Raw genomic sequence first — 21,053 nt, 5'->3', positions numbered from 1 at the left:
CAGTCATGCGGAGGTCTTTCCGTTGGGCGTATAGCCGCAGAATGCCAGCACGTCGTCGACGTAATCCTCGAACTCGCTGATGCCGTGGTCACTGCCTTCGATAATCCTGATGCGGGCGCCTGGGCAGGCCGCGACCATCTCGCGATAGTCGAGCACTTCGTCCCCGGTGGCGGCCAGCAGGTAGTAGCGTTCCGGCCGGGTGATCGCGTCCACGCGCAGGTCCAGCAGTTCCTGCAGATGCTTGCGCTCCACCACCACCGATCCGCCGCCGTGATAAAGCGGCTGTTCGCCGAGATAGGCTTCCAGATCGGTCCACGGGTGGATCGCCGGATTCAGCAGCACCGCACGGCAACCGTGTTTTTCCGCCAGCCACCGTGCATAGAATCCGCCAAGCGACGAGCCGATGATTGCAATGTCGGTCTCACCGCCGGCACGCGCGCCGCGGATCGCGGCTTCGGCCTGGGCAATCGCCAGGGACGGCGACACATTGAGCATCGGGCAGGCGAAATACTTCTCCAGCCCCCAGGCGCGCATCCGTTCCTGCACGAGCCGCGACTTGAACGATTGCGGCGAGGAACGGAAGCCGTGCAGGTACAGCAGCATGTGAACTCCCCGTCAGGCCGCTGCGCCGAGCGCGTCAAGCAGCTTCTGGTGCACGCCGCCAAAGCCACCGTTGCTCATCACAAGCACGTGGTCGCCGGGGCGGGCGGCCGCACGCACCGCTTCCACCAGCATGCCGAGGTCCTGGAACGCGGCGGCCTTGTCGCCAAGCGGCGCCAGCGCTTCGCCAAGGTTCCAGCCCAGTGCATCCTTTCCTGACGGTGCGCCGTAGCCGAACACAAGATCGGCATCGGCAAGGCTGGCAGGAAGCTGGGCGGCCATCACGCCGAGTTTCATCGTGTTCGAACGCGGTTCCAGCACGGCCAGGATGCGCGCATTGCCAACGCGGCGGCGCAGGCCTTCGACCGTGGTCTGGATAGCCGTGGGATGGTGTGCGAAATCGTCGTAGACGGTCACGCCATTCGCCACGCCGCGCACTTCCATGCGGCGCTTGACGTTGGCGAAGCGGCCCAGCGATTCGATGGCCTGCGCCACTGGCACACCGACATGGCGCGCCGCGGCGATCGCGGCAATCGCGTTCATGCGGTTGTGCGTGCCCTGCAGGTCCCAGACCACGGTGCCCTGCCGTTCCTCTCGGAACCAGACGTCGAACGCGTCCTTGCCGGCCGGCGCCGCGGTCTTTGCATCGCCCTCGCGCCAGTCGCCCACGCCGAACTGCTCCGCTTCGCTCCAGCAACCGCGTTCCAGCACGCGAGCGAGCGCCGGTTCCATGCCGTTGACGATCAGGCGGCCCTGGCCAGGCACAGTGCGCACGAGGTGGTGAAATTGGGTCTCGATCGCGGCGAGATCGGGGAAGATATCCGCGTGATCGTACTCAAGGTTGTTCAGGATCGCCGTGCGCGGACGGTAGTGGACAAACTTGCTGCGCTTGTCGAAGAACGCGGTGTCGTATTCGTCGGCCTCGATGACGAAGAAGTCGGATTCGGTCAGGCGCGCGGAAATGCCAAAGTTCTGCGGCACCCCACCCACCAGGAAACCGGGGTTGTAACCGGCGTCCTCGAGAATCCAGGCGAGCATCGACGTGGTGGTGGTCTTGCCGTGCGTGCCGGCCACCGCCAGCGTCCACTTGCCGTTGAGCACGTGCTCGCCCAGCCATTGCGGCCCGGAAACATACGGCAGGTTGCGGTTGAGGATCGCTTCCATGAGCGGATTGCCGCGCGAAACCACGTTGCCGATCACGAACAGATCCGGTTCCAGCGACAGTTGCCCGGGGTCAAACCCCTCGATCAAGTCGATGCCCTGGGCTTCCAGCTGGGTGCTCATCGGCGGATAGACGTTGGCGTCGCAGCCAGTCACACGGTGCCCTGCCTGACGGGCCAGGACCGCGAGGCCGCCCATGAACGTACCGCAGATGCCAAGGATGTGAATATGCATGGGAGCTTCGGGAGATACCTACGGGAATGCCTTCGGGAGATGTGCAAGACCGCTTCCGGCGCGCGGCGCCGTGCGGACACTGAAGAAGGCACCGATTGTACCCCGCGCGGGTCGGCGGCTCCGCCGACTCTCATGCAGGTATCATCGCGTCATGCCCCGACGTATGCCTTCCGACCCCGCCCACCTGCGCGAGGAAATCGCCCAGGCCGCAGCCCGCATGATTGCCGAAGATGGCGCCGATTACGCCACGGCCAAGCGCAAGGCCGCCCGCCAGATCCTTGGCGACGTGCGCGTGGCCGGCGAATGGCTGCCTGACAACGAGATGGTCGAGGAAGAGGTGCGCGCCTATCAGGCGCTGTTCCATGGCGAGCACCAGCCGCGCATCCTGGCACTGTTGCGCCGCGTGGCGCTGCTGGCCATGGACGATCTGGCCACTTTCCGCCCCTATCTCGTTGGCGCGGTGCTCAATGGCACGGCCACCGAGCACTCCGACATATATATCCAGTGCTTCTGCGACAGCCCCAAGGACGTGGCGCTGCACCTGCTCAACGCTGGCGTGGACTTCGAAACCAGTGAAAGCCGGCACTTTGCCGGCCGTGGCGAGGTCGAAACGCTCAGCTTCCTGTGGCGCGGCCAGTGGCCCGCCGTCCGTGAGGCTCGCGTGCTGGCCGGTGAAGTCCGCACCGTACTGGGCAGCCCAGTGGGACTCCATCTTGCGCTGTATGATGCCGACGACGAACGCGGCGCGGTCAAGGCCGATGCCAGCGGCCGCGTGGCCCGCGCCGACGCCGGCGCCGTGCGCGCCCTCGTTGCCGCTGCAGCCGCTGCAGCCGCTGCTGCCGATGATGGCGATGCTGGCGACGTTGATGACGTTGGCGAGTAAGCGCCCGCCGCCGCTAGCCAGCCCACCTGCCCTCTATCTATATAGAACTGTATTCATCGCCAACCGAACATGACCGTATCTGCCCCCGCCCGCCGCTCGTCCGTCACCCTGTGGGTCATCGTCGCCATCGTCGCGGCAGCGGCAGGCGCCCTTGCCGCCCACTTCGTGCTGACGCCCAAGCCGGTCTCGGATCAGGCAGTGGAGACGCTGTTCCACACCAGGCTGCCCGATCCGGCCGGTACGGAACTGGATCTGTCGAAATTCCGTGGCAAGACGCTCGTGGTCAACTTCTGGGCACCCTGGTGCGGCCCCTGTGTGGAAGAGATGCCGGAACTGACCGCGCTGCATGGTGAGTACGCGCCGCGCAACGTGGAATTCATCGGCATCGGCATCGATTCGGCCAGCAACATCCAGGAATTTCTCAAGAAAGTGCCAGTAAGTTATCCGCTCGCCGTTGCCGGCTTTGCCGGTACCGAGCTGTCGCGGAGCTTTGGCAACGCCCAGGGCGGACTACCCTACACGGTCGTGATCAACCCCGATGGCACCGTGAAATACCGCAAGATGGGGCGCGTGCACGCCGATGAACTGCGCGCGGCGCTGCCGGGCGCCTGATCCCAGTCAAAACTTGAAACTGGAACGAATTTCATCGATCTGAACCCGAACGTTCATCAAATTGCCGCGAACGTGCGGGCAAACCCTCAGTCACTCGCAAATTGCGCCCCAAAAGGCACCCAGCGAGACGTAAATGCCTCCGGGTCGACATACCGACTTGTATCCCACGCTAGACAAATCCCTCTAAGCTACGGTAATCTCCGCGCAATTTCGTTGAACTGGTCGAGCCGCCGTGTCTTCTTCCCCTACTGCAAGCCGCTCCGCCCGCTACCGCAAAGTGCTGGTTCTGCATGGTCCGAACCTCAATTTGCTCGGTACGCGCGAACCGCAGACGTATGGGCATACGACGCTGGCCGATATCAACGAAGCGCTGGCAAAGCGCGCGGCTGAAGCGGGCATCGAACTGGATACGTTCCAGTCGAACCACGAGGGGGTCCTCGTGGACCGCATTCATGCGGCGTGTGGCGAGGGAGTGGACATCATCATCATCAATCCGGCGGCCTACACCCATACGAGTGTGGCCCTGCGCGATGCGCTGGCCGGAGTGGCCATCCCCTTCGTCGAGGTGCATCTGTCCAATGTGCATCGCCGCGAGCCGTTCCGCCATCACTCCTATTTCTCCGATCAGGCGATCGGGGTGATCTGCGGCCTGGGCTGGCAGGGTTACCTGCTGGCACTGGACTACGCGCTTGCGCAGGAACAGACCGCATCGGCCGGCTAGCGCCGCACCGACACATTAGCCGCACACAAGCAGTATCTGGATAAAAAGGGGCTTTGCCATGCGTCCTGCGCATGGCGAGCCAATCAACGACTGACCGCCGCCGTCCCCTCCGTGCTCGAGGGTGACCGGACAACCCGATTCTGGAGGATAAGAAGATGGACCTGCGCAAGCTGAAGACGCTGATCGACCTGGTGGCCGAATCCGGCATTTCGGAACTCGAAGTGACCGAGGGCGACGGCAAGGTACGTATCGTCAAGCAACCTCCGCAGGTCGTGGCCCCGATGGCCATGCCCCAGTTCCAGGCGCTGCCGGCGGCCGTCGCTCCGGCCGCAGCCGCAGGCGTCATGCCGGCTGCCGCCGCAGCGGATGCCCCGCAGCTTCCGGCTGGCCACGTGGTGACCTCGCCGATGGTCGGTACGTTCTATCGCGCACCGTCGCCGGGCGCGGCGCCGTTCGTCAATGTGGGCGATGCCGTCAAGGAAGGCCAGACCGTCTGCATCATCGAAGCCATGAAGCTGCTCAACGAGATCGAGTGCGACAAGGCTGGCGTGATCAAGGAAATCCTCGTCGAAAACGGCCAGGCCGTGGAATACGGCCAGCCGCTGTTCGTGATCGGCTGATTCCGGCCCTTCCGGCTGACGCGGCCCGGCTCGATGGCCCTGCCGCAGCGTGAAGCCCGGTGCGCCGAAAATGGCGTACGCGGGCTCGCCCCTGTTCTCGCAGAGAGAGACCATGTTTGAAAAAATTCTGATCGCGAACCGCGGTGAAATCGCCCTTCGCATCCAGCGCGCCTGCCGCGAGCTGGGCATCAAGACCGTGGTGGTGTACTCGGAAGCCGACAAGGAAGCCAAGTACGTCAAGCTGGCCGACGAAGCCGTCTGTATCGGCCCGGCCCCTTCGCCGCTGTCGTACCTGAACATGCCGGCGATCATCTCGGCCGCCGAAGTCACGGACGCCCAGGCGATCCACCCGGGCTACGGCTTCCTTTCCGAGAACGCCGACTTCGCCGAGCGCGTGGAGAAATCCGGCTTCGTGTTCATCGGCCCGACCTCCGACAGCATCCGCCTGATGGGCGACAAGGTGTCGGCCAAGCAGGCCATGATCAAGTCCGGCGTGCCGTGCGTGCCGGGTTCCGATGGCGCACTGCCGAGCGACCCGAAGGAAATCCTCGAGACCGCCCGCCGCGTGGGCTACCCCGTGATCATCAAGGCCGCCGGTGGCGGTGGTGGCCGCGGCATGCGCGTGGTGCACACCGAGGCCGCACTGATCAACGCCGTCAACATGACGCGCGAAGAAGCGGGCCGCGCCTTCGGCAATCCCGAGGTCTACATGGAGAAGTTCCTCGAGAACCCGCGCCATGTGGAAATCCAGATCCTGGCCGACCAGCACAAGCAGGCCATCTGGCTGGGCGAACGTGACTGCTCGATGCAGCGCCGCCACCAGAAGGTGATCGAGGAAGCGCCGGCCCCGCACATCCCGCGCCGCCTGATCGAACGCATTGGCGACCGCTGCGCCGAAGCGTGCAAGAAGATCGGCTACCGTGGCGCAGGCACGTTCGAATTCCTGTACGAGAACAACGAGTTCTACTTCATCGAGATGAACACGCGCGTGCAGGTGGAGCACCCGGTCACCGAGATGATCACGGGCATCGACATCGTGCAGGAGCAGATCCGCATCGCCTTCGGCGAGAAGCTGCGCCTCCGCCAGAAGGACTTGGAACTGCGCGGCCACGCGATCGAATGCCGCATCAACGCCGAGGACCCGTTCAAGTTCACGCCGTCGCCGGGCCGCATCACCGCATGGCACATGCCCGGTGGCCCCGGCGTGCGTGTGGACTCGCACGCGTATGATGGCTACTTCGTGCCGCCCAACTACGATTCGATGATCGGCAAGATCATCACGTATGGCGCCACGCGTGACCAGGCCATCGCCCGCATGCGCATTGCGCTGTCGGAAATGGTGGTGGACGGCATCCTGACCAACGTGCCGCTGCACCGCGACCTGATGCTCGATGCCAATTTCGTGGAAGGCGGCACCAGCATCCACTATCTTGAACACCGTCTGGCCCAGAAGGCCAACGCCCAGGGCGAGAAAGCCTGAGGCGTGGCCGATCGGCCGGCAAAGCAGTAATCAGTAGCAAAGGAATCCCGTGGCTTTCCAGGAATGTGTGATCGAAATTGCGCAGGAACAGGCTGAGGCCTGGTCCGATGCATTGTTCGACCTCGGCGCGCTGTCGGTATCGGTGGAAGACGCCGATGCCGATACGCCCGACGAGCAACCGCTCTTCGGAGAGCCCGGGCTTGAGCCCACGCGGCTGGCGTGGAACCGTTCGCGCGTGGTGGCGCTCTTCGACGAAGAGACCGATCCCGCGCTTCTGGTGACCGCCGCCGCGAATACGCTCAATGTGGACCCGGTGCCGCCCTATTCACTGCGCACCGTGGAAGACCAGGACTGGGTGCGCCTGACCCAGTCGCAGTTCGAACCGATCCGCATCGGCGAGAGGATCTGGGTGGTGCCGTCGTGGCATGAAGCGCCGGACCCTGACGCCGTGATCCTCGAGCTCGATCCGGGCCTGGCATTCGGCACGGGCAGCCATCCGACCACACGCCTGTGCATGCAATGGCTGGAGCAGAACGGGCGTGCCGGCGAGACCGTGCTCGACTACGGTTGCGGCTCGGGCATCCTGGCGATCGTGGCCAGGAAGCTCGGCGCCGGCGACACCGTCGGCATCGACATCGATCCCAATGCCGTGGAAGCGTCGCGCTACAACGCCGAACGCAACCACGTGGAAGCCACGTTCGCGCTGCCGGAATCGGTATCGGAAGCCACTTACGACCTCGTGGTGGCCAATATCCTGTCGAATCCGCTCAAGCTCATGGCTGCAATGCTCAGCGCACGTGTGCGCCCGGGCGGCCGCCTGATCCTGTCGGGCGTGCTCGAACGGCAGGCCGACGAAGTGGCCGCCGCGTACGCGCCATGGATTGCCATGTCGGTCTGGCGCAGCGAAGATGGCTGGGTGTGCCTGCACGGCTCGCGCCCTGCGTCGTCCACGCCTGCCGATCGTTCCTGATTCAATATCATGGCCGCTGCCAAGCTCGTCACGCGCTGCCCGGCCTGCCGCACCGCGTTCCGGCTTGTCGCGGACCAGTTGCGGCTGCGCCAGGGCCTGGTCCGATGCGGCCAGTGCGATACCGTCTTTGACGCCCGCGAACACCTGATCGAAGTGCCGGCCCCGGCCGCTGCACCTGCATCGCCGCCGGCTGCCACCCCCGCGCCTGTCGCGGCCCCCGTTTCGATGGCGGCCGCACTGGCCCACGCGGAGCAGACGCAAGCCACCGCCCACGCGCGTGAGAACGAGGCACCGTTCGAGCCGGGATTCGACCCAGGCTACGATGTGCCCGCGCTCGATTCGCCGACGACGATGATGTCGGAACCCGAGCCGGAAGATCAACGTGTAGCGGAGCCGGAGCCGGAAGCACCGGCTGAGGCCACGCACGTTGCGGCAGCGGATCATGTGGATCACGTACCAGCCGAGGCAACTGCGCCGGTTGATCCCGCAGAAGCCGCCGGAAATGCGGACGCGACCGAGGAAGCTGCAGCGGAAGCGGTGCCCGACGAACCGGTGCCCGACATTGCGGTGAAAGCCGCTGCGGAAGCCAGCGAAGCCGAGCCGGCATCCGAGGCCCCGGAGATCGAAACACCGCTGACTGCGCCGCCTCTGCCATGGCCCACGCTGGATCATTCCGCGTTCGATGACACGCCGCCCCCGGCACACTCATCACTTGACCCGGCTGCGGCATTCGCACCGAAGACACCAAGCGGCATGCCGCCATCGGGAGCCTACAGCGCCCGCGCGACGTGGCCACCGCTGAAAGCGGGCGGAGCACCTCAGGCCCTTGCAGCCGATGCGCCCTCGTCATCCGCCGCCACCCCGGCCACGCCCGCTACACCTGACGCTACACCTGTGTCCGGCAGCGAAGTGGACGAGGCCCTGCCGCCGCCCAATCCGTTCCCGCACACAGAACCCGTGCGCAGCGCGAGCGAGTATCTGCGCGCAGCAGACCCGACTGACGCCGAAGCGGAAGCCTGGGCGAAGGAAAGCGCCGACACCGGCGACGAGGGACCAACGTCGCGTGACGGCACCCCGGATGCGGTTGCCCGCGAGACCACCACGCGTCACTGGCTGCGACATGATGCAGGCCCCGCTACCGGCCCAGCCTTTGCCCCCGATTTCCTGCGACACACCCGCATTCGCGAGCGTGAACAGACGCGCCCAGCCAGCCCCAAGGCCTCGCTGCCGGGCGGCCGGCGTGTCTGGGCACGCGTGGCGGTTGCCCTACTCGCGCTTGGCGTGCTGGCCCAGGGCGCCTACCTTGCGCGCAGCCAGATTGCCGGGCGCCTTCCCGTGCTGCGTCCGGTACTTGAAGCTGCATGCGAGCCGCTCGGCTGCAGCGTGCCACCGTGGCGCGACCTGGAAGCGCTGCGCATCGACAGTTCGCAACTGCAGAAGCAGGATGAATCGAGTGACGTCTACCTGCTGGCCGTCACCATGCGCAACCAGGGCCGCGCCACCACGGCGCTGCCGGCGATCGAGCTGGTCATGACGGACCTGCAGGACCAGCTGCTGCTGCGCCGTGTGCTTCAACCGGCGGAATACCTCGAGCCGGATCAGCGCGCATTCGCCACCACGGGTCTGCGCGCAGGCAGCGAACTGCCGGTTCGGGTACGATTCCGGACGCAGCAGGCGGCGGCGAACTACCGCGTGCTGATCTTCTACCCCTGAATTACAACGCCCCCCGCCACGCCGGCCACGCATGCGTTGGGCCGGCGGGCCGTCATTTTTCATCCCAGACAGGAGAGACCATGAGCAACGTGACCCTCGGCGGCAACGCCATCGAAGTTGGCGGCAAGTTTCCTCACACCGGCGACAAGGCCCCCGCATTTTCGCTCGTCGGCAAGGATCTGAAGGACGTCACGCTGGCCGACTTCGCTGGCAAGCGCAAGGTGCTGAACATCGTCCCGAGCCTCGACACGCCCGTGTGCCAGGCATCCGCCCGCAAGTTCAACGAAGCTGCCAGCAGCCTGGCCAACACCGTTGTGCTGACCATCTCGGCCGACCTGCCGTTCGCGATGGGCCGCTTCTGCACGGCTGAAGGCCTGGCCAACGTGGTAACGCTGTCGACGATGCGTGGCGCCGAGTTCAAGAACGCGTACGGCGTTGATATCCAGAACGGTCCGCTGGCTGGCGTGTGCGCCCGTGCCGTGGTCGTGGTCGACGAGAACGACACGGTCAAGTACAGCGAGCTGGTACCCGAAATCAAGCAGGAACCGAACTACGACGCCGCGCTGGCCGCGTTGAAGTAAATCGTTCGGTTCCGCACAGTAATCGAACTTCCCGCCCGTCTATGCACGGGCGGAATTCATTAACTTATCTGTTACGGCCCGCGCCAGGGCCCTTGGAGAGAGAATGTCCAGCCTGATCTGCGGCTCCGTCGCGTACGACACCATCATGACGTTCGACGGCCGGTTCCGTGAACACATCCTCCCGGACCAGATCCACATGCTGAACGTCTCGTTCCTGGTGCCGGGCATGCGGCGCGAGTTCGGCGGCTGCGCCGGCAACATCGCGTACACGCTCAAGATGCTCGGCGGCGACCCGATCGTGATGGCCACGGTGGGTCAGGACGCCGACCCGTATCTGCAATACCTGCGCAATATCGAGATCGGCACCGACCATGTCCGCGTGCTGCCCGAGACGTTTACCGCGCAGGCGATGATCACGACCGATCTCGACAACAACCAGATCACCGCGTTCCACCCGGGTGCGATGAGCCACTCGCAGCTCAACAGCGTGCAGGACGCGCTCGCCGCCGGCAAGCGCCCCGCGCTTGGCATCGTGGCGCCGGACAGCCGCGAGGGCATGCTGCACCATGCGCGCCAGTTCGCCGAAGCGGGCATCCCGTTCATCTTCGATCTGGGCCAGGCCATGCCGCTGTTCAACGGCGAGGACCTTCGCCAGTTCGTTGAACTCGCCAGCTACGTGACGGTCAATGACTACGAAGCGCAGGTCCTGCTGTCGCGCACCGCATGGACCAGTGCAGAGGTTGCCGCCAAGGTCCGCGCGTTCATCGTGACGCACGGCGAGCGCGGCGCCAGCGTCTTTGCCGATGGCCAGCAGTACGCCATTCCCGCCGTGGCAGCCGAACGCGTGGTAGACCCCACCGGATGCGGCGACGCGTTCCGCGGCGGCCTGCTCTACGGCATCGAAAACGGGCTCGATTGGGAAACCACCGGCCGTCTCGCCTCGCTGATGGGTTCGATCAAGATTGCCCAGCAGGGTCCGCAGAACCACTGGATCTCGCGCGAGGAAATCGGCAGCCGGTTCCAGTCCGCCTACGGTTACCGTTACGCGTGAGTGGTGTCTGGCGCGTCACCTCGGACACCACCGGCGACACGGAATCTTTTACGGGAAGAAGCCATGAACAAGATCCTTCGTATCGGCAGTGTCGCCGTGCTGAGCGCGGCGGCGCTCGTCGCCGGGTGCGCCAGCCAGTCCAACTCCAACAGCGTCTACACGGGCGGCCAGGCGCAGCGCGAGCAGACCGTGCGTTTCGGCGTGGTGGAAGGCGTGCGTGACGTCATGATCCAGGGCCCGACCACGGGCGCAGGTACGCTCGCCGGTGGCGCCATTGGCGGCATTGCCGCGGGCAGCACGATCGGCGGCGGCAACGGCGCCGTTGCCGCGGGAATTCTGGGTGCGATCCTCGGAGGCATTGCCGGAAGCGCAACCGAAAACCACGTCGCCCAGCGCCGCGGCCTGGAAATCACCGTACGCCTGGAGGATGGCGAGATGCGCGCCATCACGCAGGATGCAGACGAAGCCTTCCGCCCCGGCGATCGCGTGCGACTGCTGTCCTCAGGCGGCGTGACGCGCGTCACGCACTGAACCGCGCCAACCTGCTGCAAAGAAACGCCGCGAGCCGCAAGGCCGCGGCGTTTTGCTTTTGGAGAGCCGCCGGCGCAGTTGCCACCCGGGACGGCCAGAAAGTAAAAAACCCGCCGGGCACGGATGCCATCGGCGGGTTGGCAAGACTGCCGTCTTGCGGACCGGATACGTCGTATCCGGTCAGTGTGGCACGCAGCGCGTGCCCTGGCGCTTCCCGGTTGTGATCGCTCGCACGAGGCGACGCGATTACGGACGGTTGCCCGTCGGGAACGGCCAGGCTGCAGCCGGGTTCAGCGCAGTCTTGGCAGCAGCAGCGGGGGCAACCGCAGGGGCAGCAGCAGGCTTGGCGGCAGCCTTCTTGGCAGCCGGCTTCTTCGCAGCAGCCTTCTTCGCAGCCGGCTTCTTGGCAGCAGCCTTCTTGGCAGCCGGCTTCTTGGCGGCAACCTTCTTGGCAGCGGCCTTCTTGGCCGGTGCTGCCTTCTTGGCGGCTACCTTCTTGGTTGCAACCTTCTTGGCTGCAACCTTCTTCACTGCGGCCTTCTTGGCCGGTGCTGCCTTCTTGGCGGCTACCTTCTTGGTTGCGACCTTCTTGGCTGCAACCTTCTTCACTGCGGCCTTCTTGGCGGCCGGTGCTGCCTTCTTGGCGGCTACCTTCTTGGTTGCGACCTTCTTGGCTGCAACCTTCTTCACTGCGGCCTTCTTGGCAGCCGGTGCTGCCTTCTTGGCGGCGACCTTCTTCACAGCGACCTTCTTCACAGCGGCCTTCTTGGCGGCCGGCTTGGCGGCCTTCTTAGCCGCCGGCTTTTTCTTTGCAGCAGTTGCCATGGATAACTCCTTCACTAGCGTGAAATGTCGAATGACCTAGATTGGCGACCCGACCGACCCGAGACGCGCTTGTCGCGTGCCCCAATCGAGCGAGCGATTCATCGGCGCACGGTACAGCATCGACCGCACGCTAATGAATTCGGTTGCAGGGAGACCGCCGCCACCGGCGCGACTCGGCGCGCTCGTGGCGGTGTGCTCGCGGCGGGCCGGAATCCGCGAGCGGGCTGCAAATCCAGCGCTCAAGCGGATTTCCGGGCGATGCCGCGCCCTGGAATATTCGATCGGCCCGCACCGCCCGTCATGTCGGTGCACAGCCCGGAAAGAGGAGATATCGGTCAGCAGGCCTGCAGTACGGGCATGGCCTCGCGCACTGCAGACGGTAATCATTCGGGGGTAGCTCGCCCATACCGTCACTGGGCTTCTGGAAACTGCACGCGTTGTAAGAAGCCGCTTCGGCTCGGTCTGCGTCAAAGTTCTGGTGCTCCTCGGCTACCCGCCATCACTGCATCGAAGCATCGCTTCATCGTTCCTTCTCGCTCGCGTTCTTGCTTGCCTTCGTGCGCGCTACTCGGTCGATGCAATGAAGTGAGACTCTTGTCAAGGCGAATCATAATTCGTTTGTTCGATGATGTTAAGAAAAAAGTGCAAAAAAACTTGCGCGCAAGAGTGAATCGATCTAATCCACGCGCGCACTGCGATGACAACGACGTCGACGCGCACGCCGATCTCAACTTTCACACTCGCTTCGAAGTTCTATCGCGAGGTCTCTGCGCTGTGAGTCGACGTGTTGCAGAGCGCGTTGACGACGCGTGATCGCACATCCGAACGAACGCTTCACGCACCAGGCAGATGGCGCGTCCCCGAACACCGAAATCACATATCATCGTCGTGCCATGCTGATCGGAAAGCCGCATGAATGCTGGCTTTCCGGACCATCGCGAAGTACACGCATCGGATCATCGCCGCACGTGCCATGCATCGGATGTTCGTCGTGCCGCGACAGTTTTCCGCGCGCGACTTCACGCTCGACAGCGCTTCGCATCGCCACGCATGCCGACAATCACGCGCGCGCCAACGACCATCGCGATGCGTGGAGCGGACAGTTGCGCGAGAGCGACGAAAGAGTGATGCGTCAGCGCAACGGTTTCGATCGTCGTCGCGACCTCGCGCGTGCGTTTCGACGTCATCGAGGGTGTCGATGACGTCGAAGAGGACGGTTTGGAGCACGCGCATGACATCGCCGCGCGCATGTCGAAGATGGTCGAAGCGCGTCACGGCAGTGCGACCACGCATCGCACGCGCGGGCACTCTTCGCGTCATCGCGACACACCCGTCTGCTGCGTCGTCAGAGATTGCCGTGTGTACCGGCGAAGCATGGCGTCCGGGTTCCCATTCGGGTTCCCATTCGGGTTCCTACTGAGGCAACTGAGACGACTGCGGTACAGACGCAACCGTACTGTGGCGCGATCGCACCAATCGTCGAAGGGCTAGAGGAATATCTCGGAACTTCTGAGTACGCAGGAATTGCTGCACGACAGAAACCGCGCCAGGCCTCGCCGGGCGGGCGATTGCGGCAAGCGCTACAGTAGGTGCCGGTGCGTACGCAAACGGATGTTGGAGATTGCGGCGCGCGGCGCGCGACAGTAGATTGGCGTCGCGCTCCGCCGAAACCGACCGAAGGCGGACCGCCATTGCAACGCTGAACTGGAGATCCCCATGCGCATGACCGCCCCCCGTACCCTGCTGCGCGCAACCTTGTTTGCCGCCGCCTTTGCTACCAGTGCCATGGCGTTTGCCCAAGCCTCGCCGGCAGGCACGTGGCATACGATTGACGACTCCACCGGCAAGCCACGCGGCGTGATCGAGATCAGCGAGAAGGACGGCACCTTCAGCGGCAAACTCGTGAAGAGCCTGGTGCCGCATGAAGGCCCGCCGACGGTGTGCGACAAGTGCACCGACTCACGCAAGGATCAGCCGATCATCGGCATGACGCTGCTGACCGGCTTGCGCAAGACTGCCGACAACGAATGGACCGGCGGAGAGATTCTCGACCCCGAAAGCGGCAAGCTCTACAAGTGCAAGATGTCGCTGGCGGACGACGGCAAGAAGCTCAACGTGCGCGGCTTCATCGGCATCAGCCTGCTCGGCCGTACGCAGACGTGGGTGCGCGCGCAGTAAGCCACAGCAACCGATTCCGTATCGCTCCCCTCTTCCACCATCATGGAAGACGGGAGCCGCCGAAATACTCCGAGACACTCCGAGACACTCTGAAACACTCGGAAGCTCTCCGGGACTCTCCGTACGCGTCACCCGCCGTACAGCCAGATGACAGCTTCCTTCGGTAAGATCGTTTCCCTTCACAACGACAACCGGAGACAGAAAGCATGCGCTTCTTCCCACGCGGCCGCGTACTGGCCCTCGCACTCGGCACCACCTCCCTCATTGCCACCACTGCACACGCAGCCGATGCGTGGCCGAACCATGTCATCAAGTTCGTCGTGCCGTTCACGGCTGGCGGAGCCAATGACCTCGTCGCGCGCGCGGGCGCCGAAGCGGTAAGCAAGCGCATCGGCCAGCCCGTCGTCATCGAGAACCGTCCGGGTGCGGGCGGCATCGTCGGCGCCGACTACGTGGCCAAGAGCAAGCCCGATGGCTACACGTTCCTGGTCGGCGCGGTGGGTACCGTGACCAACGGCCTGATCCGTTCGAAGATGCCCTATGCACCTGACGACCTCGTGCCCGTGGGTCTGATTGCGGTGAGCCCGTCGGTGATCGTCGCATCGCCATCGCTGCCGGTGAACAACATCAAGGAACTGATCGAATATTCGAAGAAGCAGGGCGGCGTGCCATTCGCTACCGCCGGCAGCGGCAGCACGCCGCACTTCGTCGAAGAAATGCTCAAGGAAAAAGGCGCGGAGCTGACCGTGGTGCCGTACAAGAGCGGCTCGGAAAGCATCACTGCGGTCATCGGCAATCAGGTCGTGGCAACGTCCGAAGCATCGATCGTGGTGCTGCCGCAGATCAAGGCGGGCAAGCTGAAGGCGCTGGGCGCGACGTGGGACAAGCGCATGCCGGCGGCACCGAACATTCCGACCACGGCCGAGCAAGGCCAGCCTGAAGTGCGCATTGGCCATTGGGCTGGTATCTTCGCGCCAAAGGGCACGGACCCCGCGATCATCAAGAAGCTGAATGCTGAGCTTGCCGTAGGCATGCAGAACCCCGAAATTCGCGAGCGGCTGATCCAGAACGGCATCGAACCCGCGGGTGGTTCCGTCGAGAGTTTCGTCGCGTTCATCAAGTCCGAGCGCGAGCGCCTGGGCCGCATCGCCAAGAACGCAAACATGAGCGCCGATTAAAAATCGGTGCGATCACCAGCCAAGGTGATCGAATGTATCCATACGGCCCGCTGCGTGCGGGCCGTTTCTTTTGCATCGTCATCGACATAAAAACGTGACATCTGCACTACAAAGTTACAAATAAAGCACTTTTATATCGAAACTCCGTTTCATATGCTTTTTCATTAAAACATTCAACACCTATACATCCTGTCTGTGAACGCCGAACAACGCGAATTGCAACGCGAATCGTTCGCATTTATATTTTCGCTCGCCGCTCACAAGGATCAGGACAATGACTCGCCGCACCCCCGTGGCCACCGCTCTCGTGGCCCTCTTTGCTGTTCCCGCCGCCCCTGCCGCTCTCGCGCAACAAGCCCCTGCTGTGCCCGCGCCCGCGCCATCGCAGGTCAGCTCGTCGGAAACCGCACCGGCTACGCTGCGCGAAGTCACGGTCCAGGGCTCGGCCATCCACGACGATTTCAACCCAGTCGGCAGCCAGTTGTCGAAGCTGCCTGCCGATCTGCGTGACGTGCCGCAATCGGTCACGATCGTGAACCGTGCGGTGATGGACTCACAGGGCGCAAGCTCACTGGCCGACGCGCTGCGCAACGTGCCCGGCGTTACGATCGGTGCGGCCGAAGGCGGCCAGATCGGCACCAACATCAACCTGAACGGTTTCTCGGCACGTACCGACATGTACCTCGACGGTTTCCGCGACCGTGGCCAGTACTACCGCGACACGTTCGCGCTGGATCAGGTGGAAGTCATCATGGGGCCGTCGTCGATGCTGTTCGGCCGTGGCTCCACCGGCGGCGTGGTCAACCAGGTCAGCAAGAAGCCGCAACTGAAGGCGGCCACCGAGGTCAGTGGGTCCGTCACCACGAACGGCCTGGTGCGCGCCACCGCCGACGTGAACACGCCGACCGGCGATACCTCCGCGTTCCGCATCTCCGCGATGGCGCAGGACGGCAAGCCGAGCACGCGCGACGAGATGACGGTGCAGGACTTCGGCATCGCGCCGTCGTGGCGCTATGGCATCGGCACCTCCACCGAGATCACGCTGTCCGCGTTGCTCCAGCACAACGAGGACATGCCCGACTATGGCTTCCCGGCTATCAACGGCCATCCGGTCAATGTCGATCGCAAGACCTACTACGGCTTCAACAACGACCGCACCCGGCAGGACATCGCGTCGCTGTCGGCCGGCGTTACGCACAAGTTCTCGCCGAACCTGCGCCTGCGCAACCAGACCGCGTTCAACTATGTGTCGACCGATGCGCGCGAAACCGCGCCGAATGCAGTGGGCACGGTCAGCGCCAATGGCACCTTCACCCCGCTGACCACCACCACGCTGCCGCTGTCGCAGCTCTTTGTGCGCCAGCAGAGCCACGACCGCAGCATCAGCGACTACTCGATCTTCAACCAGACCGAGCTGACGGCGGACTTCACCACCGGCCCGGTCAAGCACACGCTGCTGACGGGCCTGGAGTTCGGCCATGACGGGTACAACAACCAGAACTACTTCCGCAACGGTAGCTGTGGCGGCACGCCGCTGAATGCAAACGGCGCGACGACCGGCTACGTCGCCTGCACGCCGGTGGTCGATCCGATCTACCAGGATTCGCCGTCCAATGTCGCATCAAGCGTCGGCAACCTGCAGGGCGGCTCCGCCAATACGGTTGCGGTCTACGCCAACGACTCGATCGAGTTCAGCAAGCAATGGAAGGCCGTGGCAGGGCTGCGCTATGACCGGTACATCGCCAGCATCAGCAACTCGATCAATTCGTCGAACACGGCCGGCAGCACCGTACTGCCGAACGCGAACCAGACCGTCAACTTCACCAGCGTACGGCTGGGCGGCATCTGGCAGCCGACGGAGCAGCAGTCCTATTACGTGTCGTATGGCACGTCGTTCAACCCGTCGCTCGAACAGCTTGTTGGCACGGTCGGCCAGCAGTCGCTCGACCCCGAGACGAACAAGTCGTATGAAGCGGGCGGCAAGTGGGATCTGCGCAACGGCGACCTGTCCGTGAACTCGGCGATCTTCCGCATCACCAAGGACAACGCGCGCAGCCAGGTCGATGCCACAACCTACGCGCTGACCGGGAAGATCCAGGTCGACGGCTTCCGCGTGGGCATGACAGGCCGCATCACGCAGAAGTGGCAGGTGTTCGCCGGCTACACCTACCTGGATGGCGTGATCCTGGACGGCATCGCCGCCGGTACGCAAGGCAAGGTGCCGCTCAATACGCCCAAGCACACGGCCACGGCCTGGACCAGCTACGCGATCCTGCCAAGCTGGGAAATTGGCGGCGGCGCGTTCTATATGTCGCAGCGCTACGCCAACAACACCAACACCGTGCAGGTGGGCGGCTACGTGCGCTGGGACGGCATGATCGCCTACCATCAACCGAAGTACGACGTGCGCCTGAACCTGTTCAACATCTTCGACAAGAAGTATTACGATGCACTGATCGCGTCAGACGGCGGACGCTCGGTGCCCGGCACGGGCCGCACCGCGATGCTGTCTTTCACCTACCGCATGTAAGCGCCGCCGGGGCCGCCGGGTGCTGCCACCCGGGCGGCCCCGATCCACGCTCACTATCTATATAGAGGGAACGATGCTCGTCCGCATTCCACAGGTTCTCAACGCCGAGCAACTGGCCGTGCTGTTGCAGCAACTCGAGCACGCGGGCGATGCATGGGTGGATGGCCGGGTCACCGCAGGCTACTCGGGTGCGCCGGTCAAGTTCAACCAGCAGATCGACGAGCGATCGGAAGTGGCCGCGCAATGCCAGCACCTGGTCCTGAGCGCGCTCGAGCGCAACCCGTTGTTCATCAGCGCGGTGCTGCCGAACATCGTCTATCCGCCGATGTTCAACCGCTACAGCGAGGGCATGACGTTTGGCCTGCATGTCGATGGCGGCGTCCGCATCCACCCGCACAACGGACGCAAGTTGCGCACCGATGTCTCCGCAACGCTGTTCCTGTCCGATCCGGCCAGCTACGACGGCGGCGAACTGCAGATCGAGGACACCTACGGCGTGCACTCGGTCAAGCTTGCCGCGGGCGACATGGTGGTCTACCCGTCCACGAGCCTGCACCAGGTCACGCCGATCACGCGCGGCGTGCGCATCGGTTGCTTCCTCTGGGTCCAGAGCCTGGTTCGTGACGACGGCCAGCGCGCACTGCTGTTCGACATGGACAACGCCATCCAGACGCTGAACCAGACCAATGCGGACGAGCGCGCGCGCCGCACGCTGGTGGGCTGCTATCACAACCTGCTGCGGCAGTGGAGCGAGACCTGAGCCTCCGCTCCAGGCCTCGGCAATTTCGGGCAGGAACCTAGCCGAACTGCTCGGCCAGCGCCTGCCGCGCCTGGCCGATGAATTCGCCCTCCCCGCGCCGGGCTGCAAGCAGGTAGAACTCCGCCGACGGCAGCGGCGGCAGCTTCCACCCCGCCACGCTCGACGCATCGAACGGCGCCACCCCCGGCCCGATCGCCGAAGTATTCAGACACGACACGCCCAGCCCGGCCGCCAGCGCCAGATGCAGGCCCGCAACCCCCGAAGCCGAATGGGCGATCTCGAAATCGCGCTTCTTGCGCTTGAGCATCTGCACGACGAACTGATGCATCGAGCAGGTATCCGGCAATAGCACGAGCGGCAGCGTGGCCTGCGGGGCCTCGGCAATTTCCGGTGCGGCCACCCAGGCCAGCGCCTCCCGGCGCAGAACGGTTCCGCCCCTCCGACCTTCGTTCGCCGCCCCTTCCCTGCGCGCGCCAATCAGCCGCATGCTCAGGCCGATATCGAATGCATCCATGTCCGCGGCGGCTTCGATGGCCGCGCTTTTCATCACCGTCACGTGCAGCTTCAGATACGGATAGCGGTCCCGCAGGCGGCGCAGCATGCCGGCGATCTCGCCGGGGCGGAAGTAGTCCGTCACGGCCAGCCGCAACTCGCCGTCGAGCGACTGCCCGCGCAGCTCCTGCATTGCCAGTTCGTTCAGCGACAGAATTCGCCGCGCATACTCAAGCAGCCGCGCCCCGGCCGGCGTGACGGCCGCGCCCTTCTTTCCACGCGTCAGCAGCGGCACGCCGGCACGTTCCTCCAGCTTGCGCAGCTGCTCGCTGACCGACGACTGCGACAGGAACAGCCGCGGTGCCGCGGCCGACAGGCTGCCGCTGTCCGCAACCACTACAAAAGTTCTGAGCTGATCGGTTTCGAATCCACGCATGGCAGGCCCCAATGATTCGGTATATCCGATGGATGTTATCGCATATTCCCGCTTTTCCGATATTACCGCAGCGCCTACGATGACATCACCGCAGCCGGAAATCCATCCGCTGCAACCCGAAAACAACCTGCTCAAGGAGCCTGTCATGCCCCACCTGTCCCTGCAGATTTCCGGCCACCCCGACGCGGAACTGACCCGCCGCGCGGTTGCCACGGTTGGCGAACTGACCCAGCGCGTGCTGGGCAAGGAAGCCGGCGTGATCGCCACCACGGTCTCGTACATTCCGCGCGAGCAGTGGTTTATCGGCGGGAAGTCATTGGCCGATTACGCCGAAGGGCGCAATGCGTTCCAGTTCGACATCAGCATCAGCGACGAGACCAATACCAAGGCCGAGAAGGCACGCTTTCTGGCGGAGGCCTTCGCGGCCTTGTCCGAGGTGATCGGCGATGTCAACGCCGTGTCGTATATCCACGTGATCGATGTGCGAGCCACTGCCTACGGATACGGCGGCAAGACGCAGGAATTCCGCCACCAGCATGGCTAGCGCGCACATTTCTGTCACAGGTGTCGTGCGGGCGGCTTGCTTGTACTCGGCACCGATGTTCACTAGTGTGAAGGGCTGCCATCCGTCTTGAGCCCTTCACACCGGAGTCATCGCATGAAGCAAGTCACACTGCCCGGCGGCGAGCGCGTCCCCGCGCTAGGCATGGGTACCTGGAACATCGGCGATCACCGCCATACGCGTGCCGAGGAGATCGCTACGCTGCAACTGGGTCTGGACCTGGGATTGCGGCTGATCGATACGGCCGAGATGTACGGCGAGGGCCTGTCCGAGTCGCTGATTGGAGAGGCGATCAAGGGGCGTCGCGACGAGGCATTCCTGGTCAGCAAGGTGTACCCGCACAATGCGAGCCGCAAAGGGGCCGTGGCCGCCTGTGAGCGCAGCCTGCGGCGCCTGGGAACGGACCGCATCGACCTCTATCTGCTGCACTGGCGCGGCGACGTGCCATTCGAGGAAACCATGGAAGCCTTCATGGCCCTGCGGCAGGCCGGAAAGATCCGGCATTTCGGCGTGAGCAACCTCGGCCTGGCCGATATGGACGAGTTGTGGGAAGTGCCCGGTGGCGATGAGGTGGCGGCAAACCAGTTGCTCTACAACCTGAGCCGCCGCGGCATCGAGTTCGACCTGCTGCCGTGGCTGCGTGAACGCGATGTTCCCGTCATGGCCTATTCGCCAATCGAACAGGGCCGATTGCTGCGCAACCCGGGGCTGCAGCACCTTGCACAGTCCATCGGGAGTTCACCGGCACAGGTAGCATTGGCATGGCTGCTGAGCCGGGACGACGTCATCGCGATCCCCAAGACAGGAAACCGCGAGCGTCTGCGCGAGAATTTCGCCGCGCTCGATCTGGTGCTGACGGCAGAACAGCTTGCCGCATTGGACAAGCTGTTTCCGCCACCGCGCCACGCCCAGCCATTGTCGATGCTCTGAGCGTC

The 21,053-nt window shown here is 64.3% G+C and carries 21 protein-coding genes; 16 read left to right on the top strand and 5 right to left on the bottom strand.

Annotated features, from left to right (window positions below; all coding sequences use genetic code 11):
* Nucleotides 1-3 precede the first annotated feature (3 nt).
* Nucleotides 4-603 carry a YqiA/YcfP family alpha/beta fold hydrolase gene (locus tag B552_RS0113790; RefSeq protein ID WP_019449614.1) on the bottom strand — a complete coding sequence of 200 codons (600 nt, stop codon included), beginning with the start codon at nucleotides 601-603 and terminating at the stop codon, nucleotides 4-6.
* A gap of 12 nt (nucleotides 604-615) precedes the next feature.
* Entirely contained in the window at nucleotides 616-1,995 is a 1,380-nt protein-coding gene (gene mpl / locus B552_RS0113785) for a UDP-N-acetylmuramate:L-alanyl-gamma-D-glutamyl-meso-diaminopimelate ligase (protein WP_019449613.1), read from the bottom strand.
* Nucleotides 1,996-2,146: 151 nt separating this feature from the next.
* On the opposite strand from mpl, the gene B552_RS0113780 reads away from it, so the two are divergent.
* From B552_RS0113780 to B552_RS0113735, 10 genes are all read left to right on the top strand, one after another.
* Nucleotides 2,147-2,878 carry a hypothetical protein gene (locus B552_RS0113780; RefSeq protein WP_051003561.1) on the top strand — a complete coding sequence of 244 codons (732 nt, stop codon included), beginning with the start codon at nucleotides 2,147-2,149 and terminating at the stop codon, nucleotides 2,876-2,878.
* Nucleotides 2,879-2,947: 69 nt separating this feature from the next.
* Complete coding sequence (locus B552_RS0113775; RefSeq protein WP_019449611.1) at nucleotides 2,948-3,490, top strand: TlpA disulfide reductase family protein; 543 nt, start codon at nucleotides 2,948-2,950, stop codon at nucleotides 3,488-3,490.
* A gap of 232 nt (nucleotides 3,491-3,722) precedes the next feature.
* A complete protein-coding gene (gene aroQ, locus B552_RS0113770; protein ID WP_026035638.1) occupies nucleotides 3,723-4,211 on the top strand; it encodes a type II 3-dehydroquinate dehydratase in 489 nt (162 codons plus the stop codon).
* A gap of 155 nt (nucleotides 4,212-4,366) precedes the next feature.
* Nucleotides 4,367-4,831 carry an acetyl-CoA carboxylase biotin carboxyl carrier protein gene (gene accB, locus B552_RS0113765; RefSeq protein WP_019449609.1) on the top strand — a complete coding sequence of 155 codons (465 nt, stop codon included), beginning with the start codon at nucleotides 4,367-4,369 and terminating at the stop codon, nucleotides 4,829-4,831.
* Between the two features lie 112 nt (nucleotides 4,832-4,943).
* Nucleotides 4,944-6,311 carry an acetyl-CoA carboxylase biotin carboxylase subunit gene (accC, locus tag B552_RS0113760; protein ID WP_019449608.1) on the top strand — a complete coding sequence of 456 codons (1,368 nt, stop codon included), beginning with the start codon at nucleotides 4,944-4,946 and terminating at the stop codon, nucleotides 6,309-6,311.
* Nucleotides 6,312-6,360: 49 nt separating this feature from the next.
* A complete protein-coding gene (prmA, locus tag B552_RS0113755) occupies nucleotides 6,361-7,281 on the top strand; it encodes a 50S ribosomal protein L11 methyltransferase (RefSeq protein ID WP_019449607.1) in 921 nt (306 codons plus the stop codon).
* A 9-nt stretch (nucleotides 7,282-7,290) separates the two neighbouring features.
* On the top strand, nucleotides 7,291-8,994 hold the full coding sequence (locus tag B552_RS0113750; protein ID WP_019449606.1) for a DUF3426 domain-containing protein: 1,704 nt from the start codon (nucleotides 7,291-7,293) through the stop codon (nucleotides 8,992-8,994).
* A gap of 80 nt (nucleotides 8,995-9,074) precedes the next feature.
* On the top strand, nucleotides 9,075-9,575 hold the full coding sequence (gene tpx / locus B552_RS0113745) for a thiol peroxidase (protein WP_019449605.1): 501 nt from the start codon (nucleotides 9,075-9,077) through the stop codon (nucleotides 9,573-9,575).
* Nucleotides 9,576-9,678: 103 nt separating this feature from the next.
* A complete protein-coding gene (locus tag B552_RS0113740; protein WP_019449604.1) occupies nucleotides 9,679-10,626 on the top strand; it encodes a carbohydrate kinase family protein in 948 nt (315 codons plus the stop codon).
* A gap of 63 nt (nucleotides 10,627-10,689) precedes the next feature.
* On the top strand, nucleotides 10,690-11,157 hold the full coding sequence (locus tag B552_RS0113735) for a membrane protein (RefSeq protein ID WP_019449603.1): 468 nt from the start codon (nucleotides 10,690-10,692) through the stop codon (nucleotides 11,155-11,157).
* Between the two features lie 246 nt (nucleotides 11,158-11,403).
* Here B552_RS0113735 and B552_RS0113730 read toward each other — a convergent pair whose 3' ends face one another.
* Both B552_RS0113730 and B552_RS28865 read right to left on the bottom strand, forming a co-directional pair.
* Nucleotides 11,404-11,982: a histone H1-like DNA-binding protein gene (locus tag B552_RS0113730; protein ID WP_019449602.1), complete on the bottom strand. Its 579-nt coding sequence runs from the start codon at nucleotides 11,980-11,982 to the stop codon at nucleotides 11,404-11,406.
* A 1,019-nt stretch (nucleotides 11,983-13,001) separates the two neighbouring features.
* Nucleotides 13,002-13,169, bottom strand: coding sequence for a hypothetical protein (locus B552_RS28865; protein ID WP_019449601.1), 168 nt, complete (start codon nucleotides 13,167-13,169; stop codon nucleotides 13,002-13,004).
* Nucleotides 13,170-13,698: 529 nt separating this feature from the next.
* Between B552_RS28865 and B552_RS0113720 the strand changes: the two genes are divergently transcribed.
* From B552_RS0113720 to B552_RS0113705, 4 genes are all read left to right on the top strand, one after another.
* On the top strand, nucleotides 13,699-14,160 hold the full coding sequence (locus B552_RS0113720; protein ID WP_019449600.1) for a DUF2147 domain-containing protein: 462 nt from the start codon (nucleotides 13,699-13,701) through the stop codon (nucleotides 14,158-14,160).
* A gap of 206 nt (nucleotides 14,161-14,366) precedes the next feature.
* Nucleotides 14,367-15,338: a tripartite tricarboxylate transporter substrate binding protein gene (locus B552_RS0113715; protein WP_019449599.1), complete on the top strand. Its 972-nt coding sequence runs from the start codon at nucleotides 14,367-14,369 to the stop codon at nucleotides 15,336-15,338.
* Nucleotides 15,339-15,612: 274 nt separating this feature from the next.
* Nucleotides 15,613-17,868 (top strand): TonB-dependent siderophore receptor, encoded by a 2,256-nt coding sequence (locus B552_RS0113710; RefSeq protein ID WP_026035637.1) that lies wholly within the window; start codon nucleotides 15,613-15,615, stop codon nucleotides 17,866-17,868.
* Nucleotides 17,869-17,941: 73 nt separating this feature from the next.
* Complete coding sequence (locus B552_RS0113705) at nucleotides 17,942-18,628, top strand: Fe2+-dependent dioxygenase (protein ID WP_019449597.1); 687 nt, start codon at nucleotides 17,942-17,944, stop codon at nucleotides 18,626-18,628.
* A 37-nt stretch (nucleotides 18,629-18,665) separates the two neighbouring features.
* Here the strand turns inward: B552_RS0113705 and B552_RS0113700 are convergent, their stop codons facing one another.
* Nucleotides 18,666-19,556 (bottom strand): LysR family transcriptional regulator, encoded by an 891-nt coding sequence (locus B552_RS0113700; protein WP_019449596.1) that lies wholly within the window; start codon nucleotides 19,554-19,556, stop codon nucleotides 18,666-18,668.
* A 145-nt stretch (nucleotides 19,557-19,701) separates the two neighbouring features.
* Between B552_RS0113700 and B552_RS0113695 the strand changes: the two genes are divergently transcribed.
* Entirely contained in the window at nucleotides 19,702-20,100 is a 399-nt protein-coding gene (locus B552_RS0113695) for a 4-oxalocrotonate tautomerase (protein WP_026035636.1), read from the top strand.
* Nucleotides 20,101-20,214: 114 nt separating this feature from the next.
* A complete protein-coding gene (locus tag B552_RS0113690; RefSeq protein ID WP_019449594.1) occupies nucleotides 20,215-21,048 on the top strand; it encodes an aldo/keto reductase in 834 nt (277 codons plus the stop codon).
* Nucleotides 21,049-21,053: the final 5 nt, after the last annotated feature.

This window comes from Cupriavidus sp. BIS7 (genome assembly GCF_000292345.1).
Taxonomy (GTDB): Bacteria; Pseudomonadota; Gammaproteobacteria; order Burkholderiales; family Burkholderiaceae; genus Cupriavidus.
Note: the sequence above shows the minus strand (reverse complement) of the source record. Positions and strands in the feature narration are given on the sequence as shown.